The sequence below is a fragment of the Streptomyces rhizoryzae genome (assembly GCF_023155275.1).
GTDB lineage: Bacteria > Actinomycetota > Actinomycetes > Streptomycetales > Streptomycetaceae > Streptomyces > Streptomyces rhizoryzae.
Genome location: NZ_JALMUV010000001.1, coordinates 351,275 through 364,305, shown reverse-complemented (window position 1 = coordinate 364,305; position 13,031 = coordinate 351,275). Strand labels below are relative to the sequence as shown.

11 protein-coding genes and 1 pseudogene are annotated in these 13,031 nt (G+C 71.9%); 5 read left to right on the top strand and 7 right to left on the bottom strand.

What is annotated here, in order from left to right; translation table 11 throughout:
• Positions 1-31 precede the first annotated feature (31 nt).
• The gene (locus MUU72_RS01680; protein WP_248011250.1) at positions 32-880 is read right to left on the bottom strand and encodes an ABC transporter ATP-binding protein; all 849 of its coding nucleotides are present in this window, start codon (positions 878-880) and stop codon (positions 32-34) included.
• Positions 881-1,074: 194 nt separating this feature from the next.
• On the opposite strand from MUU72_RS01680, the gene MUU72_RS01675 reads away from it, so the two are divergent.
• From MUU72_RS01675 to MUU72_RS01665, 3 genes are all read left to right on the top strand, one after another.
• Positions 1,075-2,325 (top strand): sensor histidine kinase, encoded by a 1,251-nt coding sequence (locus MUU72_RS01675; protein WP_248011249.1) that lies wholly within the window; start codon positions 1,075-1,077, stop codon positions 2,323-2,325.
• 43 nt (positions 2,326-2,368) lie between these two features.
• A complete protein-coding gene (locus MUU72_RS01670; protein WP_248011248.1) occupies positions 2,369-3,064 on the top strand; it encodes a response regulator in 696 nt (231 codons plus the stop codon).
• Between the two features lie 394 nt (positions 3,065-3,458).
• Entirely contained in the window at positions 3,459-3,977 is a 519-nt protein-coding gene (locus MUU72_RS01665) for an HPP family protein (protein WP_248011247.1), read from the top strand.
• A gap of 401 nt (positions 3,978-4,378) precedes the next feature.
• On the opposite strand, the gene MUU72_RS01660 is transcribed toward MUU72_RS01665, so the two are convergent.
• Positions 4,379-6,082: a chloride channel protein gene (locus tag MUU72_RS01660; protein WP_248011291.1), complete on the bottom strand. Its 1,704-nt coding sequence runs from the start codon at positions 6,080-6,082 to the stop codon at positions 4,379-4,381.
• Between the two features lie 185 nt (positions 6,083-6,267).
• Here MUU72_RS01660 and MUU72_RS01655 point away from each other — a divergent pair, with 185 nt between their 5' ends.
• Positions 6,268-6,789 carry a MarR family winged helix-turn-helix transcriptional regulator gene (locus MUU72_RS01655; RefSeq protein ID WP_248011246.1) on the top strand — a complete coding sequence of 174 codons (522 nt, stop codon included), beginning with the start codon at positions 6,268-6,270 and terminating at the stop codon, positions 6,787-6,789.
• Positions 6,790-7,863: 1,074 nt separating this feature from the next.
• Here MUU72_RS01655 and MUU72_RS01650 read toward each other — a convergent pair.
• The 5 genes and pseudogenes from MUU72_RS01650 to MUU72_RS01630 form a co-directional block, all read right to left on the bottom strand.
• Positions 7,864-8,616, bottom strand: coding sequence for an alpha/beta fold hydrolase (locus tag MUU72_RS01650; RefSeq protein WP_248011245.1), 753 nt, complete (start codon positions 8,614-8,616; stop codon positions 7,864-7,866).
• Positions 8,617-8,707: 91 nt separating this feature from the next.
• Positions 8,708-9,850, bottom strand: coding sequence for an FAD-dependent oxidoreductase (locus tag MUU72_RS01645; RefSeq protein ID WP_248011244.1), 1,143 nt, complete (start codon positions 9,848-9,850; stop codon positions 8,708-8,710).
• Positions 9,851-10,090: 240 nt separating this feature from the next.
• Positions 10,091-10,786 (bottom strand): TetR/AcrR family transcriptional regulator, encoded by a 696-nt coding sequence (locus MUU72_RS01640; RefSeq protein WP_248011243.1) that lies wholly within the window; start codon positions 10,784-10,786, stop codon positions 10,091-10,093.
• A gap of 73 nt (positions 10,787-10,859) precedes the next feature.
• Positions 10,860-10,976, bottom strand: a pseudogene (locus tag MUU72_RS01635) (SDR family NAD(P)-dependent oxidoreductase); the annotation flags it as partial.
• A gap of 30 nt (positions 10,977-11,006) precedes the next feature.
• A complete protein-coding gene (locus tag MUU72_RS01630) occupies positions 11,007-11,765 on the bottom strand; it encodes an SDR family NAD(P)-dependent oxidoreductase (protein WP_248011242.1) in 759 nt (252 codons plus the stop codon).
• 319 nt (positions 11,766-12,084) lie between these two features.
• On the opposite strand from MUU72_RS01630, the gene MUU72_RS01625 reads away from it, so the two are divergent.
• Positions 12,085-12,966, top strand: coding sequence for a helix-turn-helix transcriptional regulator (locus MUU72_RS01625; RefSeq protein ID WP_248011241.1), 882 nt, complete (start codon positions 12,085-12,087; stop codon positions 12,964-12,966).
• Positions 12,967-13,031: the final 65 nt, after the last annotated feature.

Here is a 13,031-nt window from a genome sequence, read left to right as displayed (position 1 = left end):
AGGGGGCGGCCGGACACGGACGGACCGCAGGTCAGCTGGAGCACCCGTCGGGAGCGAGGTCCGCCCGCCGGTCAGGAGCCGCCGAGAGGTCCCGCATCCGGTCGAGCACGGCGTCAGCGGTCGGCTGGTGGAGGGAGTCGACGATCCGGCCGTCGGCCAGGAAGATCACGTCGTTCGCGTAGGAGGCGGCGACGGGGTCGTGGGTGACCATGACCACGGTCTGGCCCAGCTCCAGCACGGACGAGCGCAGAAAGCCCAGGACCTCGGCACCGGACTGGGAGTCGAGGTTGCCGGTGGGTTCGTCCGCGAAGATGATCTCGGGTCGGGAGGCCAGCGCGCGGGCGACGGCCACCCGCTGCTGCTGACCACCGGAGAGCTGGGAGGGCCGGTGCGACAGCCGCTGCGACAGGCCCACCGTGTCGATGACCCGGTTCAGCCATTCCCGGTCCGGCTTGCGGCCGGCGATGTCCATCGGCAGCGTGATGTTCTCGGCGGCGGTCAGCGTGGGCAACAGATTGAACGCCTGGAAGATGAAGCCGACCTTGTCGCGGCGCAGCCGGGTGAGCTGCTTGTCCCGCAGGGACGACAGCTCGACATCGCCGATCCGGGCCGTACCGGAGGAGATGGTGTCCAGGCCCGCCATGCAGTGCATCAGCGTGGACTTGCCCGAGCCCGACGGGCCCATGATCGCGGTGAACCGGCCGCGGCCGAACTCCACGGATACGGAGTCCAGCGCGGTCACCCGGGTCTCCCCCTGGCCGTAGACCTTGGTCAGATCCGTGGCCGAGGCCGCCACGGGAGTGCTGCGCCGGGCGACCGCCTGCGTTGTCAGGGACTGCGGCGCCGGTACGGGGCGGTGCGCTCCAGGGGGCTGTGACATGGTGAAAACTCCAGTTCAGCAAGGGGAAGGGGAAGGGGGTTGAGGAACGCCGGCACTGGCCCCGCGTCCCGCACATCGATCATCCGGTGGAGCAGGGCCGCCGCGGATCAACCGGAATACCGAACCGCCCGGCCCGTCCGTCTCAGCCGAAGAGCCGAGGTGTCCCTGCGGACACCGCCGTAACGTGAGGTGACATGACCCACGCCTTCCGGGACCGCTCCCGCACACATCAGGTCCTGCTCGTACTGGCGGGTGCCCTCGTCCTCGCCCTGCTCGTCGCCGAAGGGCTCAACACCGGCTACCTCCCCACGGCGGTGGCCGTCGTCATCTCCGGTGGACTGTGCGTGGGCGCTCTGTTCGTACCGCCCGCACGCTTTCCTCTCGTCGCCGGCTGCGCCGTGGCCGCATCCCTCGCGCTGTCGGTGGCCGAGATGCAGATGACCCAGCGGCCCGAGAACACCCCGGGTGTGACGGAATGGTGCGCACTCCTGCTCCTGATCGCCCGTACCGTGCGGCTCCAGTCGCTGCTCCGGATCATCGTCCTCGTGCCCCCGACGAGCGTGGCCGCCGCCCTGCTGTTCCTACGGCTGCCGGAAAGCGCCTACGAGCGGCTGAAGATCTACGGTCCGCCGGTGCTCCTCTTCAGCGGGGTGCTGATGATCGTGCTGGGCCTGTATCTGCGACTCGTCGACACCCTGCGCGACCGCGAGCGGAAGGCCGCCGAGCAGGCCGCCCGCCAGGCCGAGCGCCTGGAGCACGCCCGGGAGCTGCACGACTTCGTCGCCCACCACGTCACCGCGATCGTCACGCAGGCCAAAGCGGCCCGCTATGTCACCTCGGCCGGCCAGGCACCGGCCCCGGCCGACCTGGACGGGATGTTCGCCGGGATCGAGGAAGCCGGTTCACAGGCGATGGATTCCATGCGCAGCATGGTCTCCGTGCTGCGCGACCCGGAAGGCCCGGCCGCCACCCGCCCCGGCGGCGATCTGACACAGGTGCGCGGCCTCGTCGAGACCTTCTCGGCCGCAGGCCGGCCCGTCCGGCTCACCCTCGACCCCCGGCTCACCGAACGGTCCTTCCCGCCCGAGATCAGCACCACCGTGCACCGTCTGGTGCAGGAATCGCTCACCAACATCCGCAAGCACGCCGACACCGCCGCGCACGTCACCGTGGCCATCCGGCTCCGGGCCGGCGACACCGGCCGGCTGGACGTCACGGTGATCGACGACGGCCGCGCGGCAAGCCGTACGCTCAACCGCACCCGGACAGAGGTGTCCGCTCATCTGTCCGCCGGCCAGCACGGCGGCTACGGCCTCGTCGGCCTCGCCGAACGCGTCGAAGCCCTCGGCGGTCACTTCGCCGCGGGCCCCCGAACCGGTTGCCCCGGCTGGGAGGTCATCGCGGACATCCCCCTCCCGTCGTCACCCCCGGCGAACCGCACATGACCACTCGGCCGACTGCCCCCACCACCTCTGCGACCATGACGTCATGAAGATCCGGGTCCTCATCGCCGACGACCAAGACATGATCCGGTCGGCCTTCCGCATGATCCTCAGCGCCCAGCCGGACATGGAGGTTGTCGCCGAGGCCGCCAACGGCACGGACGCCGTCGAGGCGGCCCGCCGACTCCGCCCGGACGTCTGCCTTCTCGATATCCGCATGCCGGGCATCGAGGGCCTGGAAGCCACCCGCCTCCTGGCCGGCCCGGACGTCCCCGACCCGCTGAACGTCCTGATCGCCACCACCTTCGACCTGGACGAATACGTCTACCAGGCGCTGCGCAACGGCGCCTGCGGCTTCCTCCTCAAGGACGGCGCCCCCGCCCTCCTCGCCGAAGCCGTACGCGCCGCGGCCGCCGGCAACTCCCTCATTTCCCCCTCCGTCACCGTCCGCCTCCTTCAGCACATGGCACCGCCCTTGCAGGAGCATTCCGCCTCCCGCCCCGGGCCCCCCGCCGGCCGCGCGATCACCCGGCTCACCGAACCCCTCACCCAGCGCGAGCTCGACGTCGTCCGCCTGGTCGCCCGCGGACGCACCAACGAAGAGGTAGCGGGCGAGCTCTACGTCACCACCGCCACGGTCAAGACCCACCTGGGCAACATCCAGCGTAAACTCGCCGCCCGCAACCGCGTCGAGATCGCAGCCTGGGCCTGGGAAGCCGGGGTCTGCACCGGCCGGGGCTGAAGCGTTGCGAGCGGCGCAGCGGCACGTGGTCACGCGGCGTCCCGCCAGGCGCCAGGAAGCCCTCCGGGACCCAGGTCCGACGTGCCTGTCACGCCGTCCAACCGGGCCCAACCGGACCTGGATCCGCGGAAAAGCTGGGCAGACAGCGAGGATGTCAGAGCCCCTCCGGGGGCTCTGGCGCACGGGGCGGAAGGACGGATGGGGCACCCCGCCGACACGCCCGCAGGTGGGGTACGGAGCGCGTTGTCCCGCCGTCGGATCGAGTTCCATGGCTGTCTGTACAGCCGTCCGATCTTTCAGGAGACCTGCCCATGACGACCGGACACCGCCCCGGCTCGCGCCCTGCCGCCGCCGACGGCCGCGGATGACCGCCCCGCGGGACCGTCCGGGGCCCTTGGCCGCCGCGTGGGCCCGGCTGCCGGGCGGCCTGCGGTTGTTCGCGCTGTCCGTTGTGCTGCTCGCCGGTGTGGGCGGGGTCGGCCGCCTTATCGGCTGGGTGGCCCTGACCACCACGCTGGGTCCCACGGCGTACCTGCTGCTGACCCCGTCGGCGACGGTGCTCGCGCGGCTGCGCAGTGCGGTCACCGGCCATGCCCTGGCCGTGGCCGTCGGCCTGGCGTGCCTGGCCGCCTTCGGTCTGTGGAGTCACCCGTCCATCGTCGAACAGCACCACGACACCGGTCGGCAGATCTGGGCCCAGGCACTTGCCGTGGGCCTCACCCTTCTTCTGCTGCACGTGTGCGACGCCCCTCACCCGCCGGCCGCCGCCACCGCACTTTTGATCGCCTCCGGCATCTCCCGGCCGGGAGCGCCGCTGTACGGCCTGCTCGTCGGTCTCGCCCTCGTGCTGGCGATCGCCCCCCTGCTCGCCGCCGCCACGGCCCGCGGCACGGGCGAGGACGGTGGCGGCTGACGGCTGACGGCTGACGGCTGACGGCTGACGGCTGGCGGCTGGCGGCTCGGACCGTGCGCCGTGCAGCGGTCACAGCCCTTCCCGCCACCGGAGGCGTTCGTTGATCCAGGCGAGGGCACGCCTGGGCTCCGATTCGTGCTGTCCGTCGCACCTGGGCACGCGCGGGCGACGCTGGAGGACCCGTTCGAGCGGCCGGCCGGGGCGAGGCCCGGCAGTCCACCGGAGAGAAGCGGGGCACCGCGCCGTCACGTACCGGGTCGACGTGGTTCCCGGCGACGGTACGCGGCGGTGCGCCCCGGGCCCGGCCACCGGCGCGCAAGGGGCGCCCCGGGTCAGCACAACGGACGCATCGGCCCGGTCGGCCTCAGCGGTAGCCGCCGGTCCACTGGTCACCACCGGCCTCACGTCGTGGCCGCCGCCGGTGCCGGGGCGGCAGGGTGCAGGGCGCGGAGGGCGCCTTGGTGGGTGAGCCAGCCGACGAGGTGTTCCTTGCCGGGGTCCAGGACGGGCAGGCCGCTGCCGGAGGCGGTGACCAACGTGTGCAGGGCGGTGCTGAGCGGCGCGTCCGCGGTGAGGGCCGGAGCCGGCTGGGCGAGGGCGCTCGCACGCGGTGGCCGGGCGTCGAAGGCATCGGTGAGGGCTTCGGCGACGGCGCGGGCGGTGAGCATGCCGACGTAGCGGCCGCGGTCGTCGAGGACGGGGAGCACGCCGTGGTCGGAGCGGGTCAGCAGGTCCGCCGCCGTTTCGAGGTCGGCATCAGCCGGCAGCTGCACCGGTACGGCTTCCATCACCGTCTCCACGGTCTGCGACCCGAGGGCGGCGTGGGGCGCGGAGGCGTGCAGGTCGATGCCGCGGCGGCGGAGTTTGAGGGTGTAGACGGTGTCGCGGGACAGCAGGCGGCTGGTCGCGGTGGCCAGGACGATCGCGAGCATCAGCGGCAGGATGATCGTGTACTGGCCGGTGAGTTCGAAGAGGATGACGACGGCCGTGATGGGGGCACGTGAGGCACCGGCGAAGACCGCGCCCATGCCGACCAGCGCGTACGCACCGGCGTTGCCGGCGGTGCCGGGTATGAGGTGCCCGGCTACGGCTCCGTAGGCGGCGCCCAGCATGGCGCCGATGAACAGACTGGGCGCGAAGACCCCACCGGATCCGCCGATGCCGATGGTCAGGCTGGTGGCCACGACCTTTCCGACCAGGAGCAGCAGAAGGAAGGCGATGACGTAGCCGCCCTGGGTGGCCTTCTCCAGCACGGGATAGCCCACGCCGTACATCTGCGGCAGGACCAGCAGGATCAGCCCGAGCAGCAGTCCGCCGGCGGCCGGCCGCAGCCACTCCGGGCCCCGCCAGGCCCAGTCGCAGGCGTCCTCGATCCAGTACAGGACGCGGGTGAAGCCCACACCGACCACACCCGCCACCACACCGAGCAGGGCGAACAGGCCGTACTGGGCGAGGTGTTCGACGTGGAAGGGTGGGAGGACGAGGAAGGCGGTGTTGCCGAACGCCGCGCGTCCGATGACGCTGGCGGTGACGCTGGCCAGCACCGTGGCACCGAACGCCTCGGCGCTGAAGGTGCCCAGGATCAGTTCCATGGCGAAGAAGACGCCGGCCAGCGGAGCGTTGAAGGTCGCGGCGATGCCCCCGGCCGCGCCGCAGGCGACCAGCAGCCGCATCCGGTCCTCGGAGACCTTCACCACGCGCCCCAGAGTCGATCCGAGCGCCGAGCCGATCTGCACGATCGGCCCCTCCCGGCCGACCGACCCCCCGGAGCCGATGCACAGCGCGGAGGCGAGCGCCTTGACCACGGAGACCTGCGGGTTGATCCGCCCGCCGCGCTGCGCGACCGCCAGCATCACCTCCGGCACACCGTGGCCGCGGGCCTCCTTGGCGAAGCGGTCGACCAGCGGTCCGTAGAGCAGCCCGCCCACGACGGGGGCGATGACGACGAAGGCCGGGCCCAGCCAGGGCACGTGAGGATTCGCGCTGCCCCCGGCGGCCGCATAGTCGGCGTGGCCGGACAGGAGCCGGGTGAAGGTCTTGATCAGCCAGCGGAAGGCGATCGATCCCAGGCCGGCGCCGGCGCCCACACCGATCGCGAGGACCAGCACGCCCCACGGCGCTCCGCGCAGCCGTGTCGCTGGGGACGGCGGCCTGGCCTCGACAGCCGGGGGCTGCGCAGCCGTACCAGATGGGGGCACCGCATCCATGCCGGTCATATTTTTCCTCTCCTCGCTCTTTTTGCATTATGCAAACGCTGTCAAGTGGGTACGTGCGCGAGGTAGAAAGAGACATGATCGAGCGAGAGGGAAAATCACCGGACGTGGCGGACGCGGACGCGGTCACCCGTGCGGTACTGACCGCCTCCCGCGTGCTGGTGGGCATCTCCGCCCGTTCCCTGGCCGCGGCCGAGGACAAGGTGACCCTCGCCCAGTTCCGGCTGCTGGTCGCCCTCTCCGCCCACGGCGACACCCGCCTGTCCGGGGTCGCCGAGATCCTCGGGGTCAATCCCTCCACCGCCATGCGCATGATCGACCGGCTCACCGCCGCCGGCCTCACCGAACGGCAGCCCAACCCCGCCAACCGCCGCGAATCGCTGATCCACCTCACCGAGGACGGTCACCGGATCGTTGACGAGGTCACCACCCGCCGCCGTGCGGACATCGCCGCCATCGTCAGCCGCATGGACCCCGATCAGGGCCAGGCCCTGGTCGACGCCCTCACCGCCTTCGCCCAAGCCGCGGACGAACCCGCAGCACCCAGCACCGGCCCCGATGCCTACCCTCTGGGCTGGGCAGACAGCACCACCCGCTGACGCACCATCACCCCTCGCCCCGAAGCGCACGCGTCAGCCGTCGGTGCGAGCAGCCTCTGCCGGACCGCTCCCGCGCCGCTCGCGAGCGCCCAGAGGAAGGGTCATGGCGGTCCACGGTCGGTGCCGACCACATAGCGCCCGTCTCCACGCGGATCTTGCGCGGGCCAGGAGTGGGAGGAGGGTGCCGCTGCCTCGTAGGAGGCGGCGGCCTCTCGATCCGGACCAGCCAGTCGATGTCACCGGCAATGTCCGCCCAGGCCGGTATCTGTGGCAGGCCCGGGTGCGCACTCCGCCGGCAGCGGAGCGGGGACAGGCCGTCCGCCAGGGCCCGCAGGGTTTCGCCGGGCCGAGCCGCGATGTGCCGGTCCGGGTCTTGCGGACCAGCCCGGTGATGACGCGGTGGTCTGCCAACCTGGGCCGTCCGGTGACAGCCCGTGGTATCAACGGAGCCAGCAACTGCTGTCCCAGCTCGGCGAGTTCATGACGGCATATCACCCCACCGTGAACTTTGAGGGCCGACCCTGCTTTTCCACCGGCGCGAGGTCCGTTACCCGGGAGGAAGAACCGCAGGCCCCCACCGCGGCCAAATCTCCGTACCCTTCGTGCGCGAAACGGAGAAGTCTTGCGCGGTACGGACCCGGACGTGATCGAACGGCTGTGGACCGCCTCGGCCGCAATGTCGTCGACTGCCTCAACACCTGACTGTTCCCACCGGCCCGGGAATCGGCATCGTCCCCGACCCCGACGCCCTGCAAGCCGCCACCACCTCCACAGAACTCCTCAGTGCCTGACCAGCCGTTGGGCAACAGGCACCGCTGCGCGGTGCCTGAGCCAGGGAGCCTCCTCCTGTGTCCAAGCGAACACCGCGTTCGCCGGCACGTCCGGTGCGGGTGCTGCCGAGGACGATCGCGATCTTCGTCATCGTGCCTCCGGTAGGTGGAAGGGATGGCCGGTTCCCCGCCCCTCGGGGGGCGGTCGGTGTGCGACCGCGCGTGATGAGCCCCATGGGGCCCGCTTGCCGAGGGGCGGTGCCGGTGTCGGCCCGCGGGCGGGGGTCAGAGGGGCGCAGGGGGTTCAGTGGCTGGTGGCCGGGGCTCGGGGGGTGAGGAAGGAGTCGAGAGGGGCGAAGACCGTCTCGGGCTTCTCGCGGAAGGGCAGGTGTCCTGCATCGGGGATGAGTTCGAATCGCGCGTGGGGGAACGCCGCGGCGTAGGCGCGCCCGAAGTCGGGGGTGACGACTGTGTCGTCGGCGCCCCAGATCACCAGTACCGGGCAGGTGACGGTGGAAAGGCGGGGGAGCATGTCGGCGTCTGCCATGGTCGGCCCGGCGTAGGCGTGCATGGCGGCCATCGACTGCGCGGACGGTCCGCCCTGCGGCGCCGGTCCTCCGGCCGCCGGAGCCGGTGGCCCGGCGGGCACGGTGACCTGCTGGCCGGGTATGACGGGGCCGATGGCGTCCATGAGGACGAGCTTGGAGATCCGGCCCTCGCGGTCGTCCAGGACGGTCTGGGTGGCGACCCAGCCGCCGAAGGACGTGCCGATCACCGTCACGTCGTTCAGCCCGAGGTGGCCGAGCAGGTCCAGGTAGGCAGCGGCGAGTGCGGGCACGCAGTCCAGGACGTCGGGCCGTACGGTGTCCTCCCAGCCCGGATGGGTGGGCGCGACCACCCTGTGATCCGGTGCCAGGTGGTCGATCAGGGGCGTGATGCTGGAGGGGCCGGGGCCGCCGTGCAGGACGAGGACCGGGCTGCCGCTGGTGCCGGCCTCGCGCAGGTCGAGGTCGAGGCCGGGCCGTACCGGGACGGTGCGCTTGAGGGGTGCGGTCATGAGGTGCTCCTGGATGCGGGGGATCGGTGGCTGAGAGGTCCGGTGGCTGGGGGAGCGGTGGCTGGGGGAGCGGTGGCCGTCGGGGCGGGCCTCACTGGGCTGCCGGGCCGGACGTGGAGAAGGCGACCATCTGCTCCAGGCCCCGCTCGCCGAACATCGCCTCCAGGTTGGCGGCGGACTCGGCGGCGGACTCCTCGCTGCGCGGGAAGAGGGCCTCCTCGTACGCGGCCAGGGCGGCGGCGGTGTCGCCGGGGTGGGAGGCGATGGCCAGGGCGAGTTCGGCGCCGTCGACCATGGCGAGGTTGGCGCCCTCCCCGGCGAAGGGGGACATCACGTGGGCGGCGTCACCGAGCAGCGTCACGCCCGGTACGGGGTCCCAGCGGTGCCCGACGGGCAGGGCGTGGATACGGCGTGGGGTGATCGTGTCCGCGTCGGCGACCAGGGCGCGAAGGCTCTCGTCCCAGCCCTCGAAGTGGGCCAGGACCGCGGCCTTGGCGGCGACCTGGTCGGTGAAGTCGACCGTGTCCAGCCAGCCTTCGTCGGCCTTGAGCGCGGTGTAGACGTGGAGACTGCCGTCGCTCTCCCGGTGCGCGAGGACACCGCGCTCGTGCCCCAGGGCGAGGAAGAACCCGCCGCCGATGACCGCGGCGCTGCGCGGGTGGCGGGTGTCGGCGTCGAACAGGTCGGTCTCGACGAAGGAGATACCGGTGTAGGCGGGCCAGGCGCTGGAGACCAGCGGCCTGATCCGGGACCAGGCGCCGTCCGCGCCGATCAGGAGATCCGTGGTGAGGGCCGAGCCGTCGGCGAACGTCACCTCATGACGCCCGCCGCCCAGCGCCCGGGCCCCGGTGACCTTACGGCCCCAGTGGATCGTGCCGTCGGGCAGGGAGCCCAGCAGCAGGTCACGCAGGTCGCCGCGGTCCACCTCCGGCCGGCCGCCGGTGCCGTCGTCCTCCTCGGCCACGTGCACCGTGCCGTCGGGGCCGAGCAGGCGCATGGCCTGACCACCCTCGTGGACGATCTTGAGGAAGTCGTCGTGGAGGCCGGCGGCGTGCAGGGCCTTCTGCCCGTTGGTTTCGTGGATGTCGAGCATCCCGCCCTGCGTACGGGCCGCCGCCGACGCCTCCCACTCGAAGACCGCCGACTCGATGCCGTTGACGTGCAGGACGCGGGCGGCGGTCAGGCCGCCCAGCCCTGCGCCGATGATCACTATCGGGAAATGGCTGGTGCTCAAGGGGGCCTCCGGAAGCAGTAGGGGAATACCTCGGTGCGCCGAGTCATCGCCGCCGACGCCGCAAGGCTCCTTGCCGGGCAGGCATGGACGGCGGGGCGGCAAGGGGTGCCCCGGCCGCTGCCGCCACCGTAACGAACGCGTTCGCTACGAACAAGTTCGGTCCGGGGTGGCGGCAGGCGGCGCGGAGGACTTCCGTGTCTCCTGGTGGCCTCCGCGGTCAGACGGGCCCCCGCACCGGGCTCAGCCCCCTGCGCCCGGGACAGGTGTGTGCGTGATGCCGTTGACGAGGACGTCGAAACTCCAGCGGACCCTGTCCGGCACCGAGCCGCCGATCAGCGCGGGCATGTGTGCGGCGATCGCCGGATGCGTGGCGGGGTCCACGGCGTGCAGGGCACGCACGGTGGCGTTCCAGTCGCCCTCGGAGGCGGGGTCGTGCTCACGGGTGGAGTGCTCGGCGGCAGTGGCTGTCGCATCCTGGAGCAGTTTGTCCACCCCCCAGGCGACCTGTTCGCGGCCGGCGCCGCTTTGTGAGAGGAGATCGAGGACGCGCTCCACCAGACGCAGGTAGTTCTCGCCGCTCGGGCGGGCGACGAGTGCGGCCCGCGCGAGCTGCGGGTGCTCGAACAGCACCTGGGTGTACGACGTCATCACGGCACGGAGCTGCTCGCGCCAGTCCCCACCGCCGTCCCGCCCGGTCAGGTCGACCTCGCCGAGCAGGGAATCCAGAACGGCCGCGTGCAACTCGGCGGTGTTGGCGACGTAGACGTACAGCGATGCCGGGCCGGTGTCCAGCTCCTGCGCCAGGCGACGCATCGTGACCTTCCCCAGGCCCTCCGCCCGCATGATCCGCACGGCGGTGTCCACGATCCAGCGCCGTGACAGGGCGGGCTTCGCCGGACGGTTCCGGCGGCTGATCGGCTCTTTTCCTACAGTCATCACCCGATCGTAACGAACATGTTCGCCGAGCGGGATTGCCTGTTTCGCGCTGGATTGACCGGTTCGCTCGCGCGACGTCGGGGCGCAGGCCGACGGCGACGACGCGGGCGCCGCGGGCGTGGAGCAGTGCCACGGTCTCCTTGCCCACGCCGCGCGCGGCCCCGGTGACGAGGGCGGTCCTCCCCGCGAAGGCGTCGTGAGCGCCCGGCGGGCGGGTTGCTCAGTGTGCGGTGAGGCCGCCGTCGACGACGAGTTCCGAGCCGGTGACGAAGGAGGAGTCGTCGCAGGCGAGGAAGAGGATCGCGGGGGCGACCTCATCGGCGCGGCCGGCCCGGCGCATGGGGGTGCGCCGGATGTCCGGCTGCCGGTCGCCCTGCTCGTCCAGGAGCTCCTGGATCATCGGCGTGGCGATCACCCCGGGGTGTATCGAGTTGACGCGTACGCCCTGCCGGGCGTACTCGACCGCGGCCGTCTTGCTCAGCAGGCGGACAGCCCCCTTCGATGCCTGGTAGGCCGCGGCAGCGCCGCTGCCCACCAGGCCGAGGACGGACGAGGTGTTGATCACCGAAGCGTTGCCGCTCGCCCGCAGCAGCGGCATCGCCGCCTTCATACCGAGCCACGTGCCCTTCTGGTTCACGTCGATGACGTGGTCCCACGCCTTCTCCTGCGTGTCCTCGATCCCCGGCCAGTCCACGATTCCGGCGAGGTTCACCAGCACGTCCAGCACTCCGAAACGGTCGCGCACGAGGGCCGTCACCGCGTCCCACTCCCGGGCGGAGGAGACATCGAGGCGGGCGGCGACCACCTCCGCGCCACCCGCCTCGATGCGCCGCGCCAGCTTCTGGAGGGGTTCCTGGGCGACGTCGGTGATCACCAGCCGGGCGCCTTCCCGGGCGAAGAGCCCGGCGGTCGCCGCACCGATGCCCCCGGTCGCGCCCGTGATCAGGGCCACCTTGCCCTCAAGTCGTCGTTCGGTCATGGGTACGGTCCTCCCGGTGCGTTGTCAGGTGAGTCGCCGACCGCTGCCTGGGGCCAGTCGGTCCGTCCTCCAAGGAGTCGGTCTCCCGGACCGGAGCAGCTGCTGCCCGGCCCGCTACGACGACTCCGCGGTCATCCGCATGCCGACCGCAGCCACGTGGCCGTCCTCGACCGTGGCCCTGGCGGCCCCTTCTCCTCGAACGGTGCGGTCCTTCCCGCTCCACCGAGTCTGCGCAGGCCAGCGGCGGCCGACCAGGCCGCATGCTGCCTGGGTGTGCCACACCCAGGCAGCGGAGCGGCGCGCCGCCTAGCCTGAGGCCATGGACGACAACCGCCTGGGGGACTTCCTGCGCGCACGCCGCGCCGCCCTGCGCCCGCACGACGTCGGCATGCCGAGCCACGGGACCCGCAGAGTCGCCGGCCTGCGCCGCGAGGAGGTCGCCGTCCTGGCGGGAGTGAACGCCGACTACTACACCCGCCTCGAACAGGGCCGCGAACGCAACCCCTCACCCCAGGTGATCGACGCCCTCAGCCACGCGCTGCACCTCGACGAGGACGCCAGGACGCACCTGTACCGGCTGGCCGGGGCCGTGCCCGGCGACCGGCCCTCGTCCCACTCCGCCGGGCGGGTCAGCCCCGCCTTGCGACAGCTGATGGACGGCTACCCCGACACCCCGGCCTTCGTCATGAACCGAACCCTCGACCTCCTCGCGGTCAACGCGCTGGCCCAAGCCCTCTACTCGGAGTTCACCCCGGCGGACAACCTCGCCCGCATGACCTTCCTCGACCCCGCGGGCCCCACCTTCTACACGGACTGGAACCGGGCAGCACAGGCCACCGTCGCCAACCTCCGCGAGGCGACCGGCTTCGAACCGGACAACCCGCGGCTGCGCGCACTCGTCCGCACCCTCGCCGAGCACAGCACGGACTTCGCACGCCTGTGGCAGTCCCACACCGTGCGAGGCAAGACGCGGGACGCCAAACACCTCCTCCACCCGGACGTCGGCCCGCTCACTCTCACCTACCAGGCGTTCGACGTACGCGAGGCACCCGGCCAGCAACTCGTCATCTACCACGCCGAACCGGGCAGCCCCAGCGCCCACTCCCTCCACCTGCTCGGCTCCCTCCACGCCACCCGGCGCCAAGCCCACTCCCCACACGTCGCTGACCAGCCGGACACCATCGAAGGCCCGCAGCGATAGGGCGACTTGGCCTCAGCGCTCACCGGGGAACCGAAGGGCTCGTACGATCCCTCCGGCATCGTGCA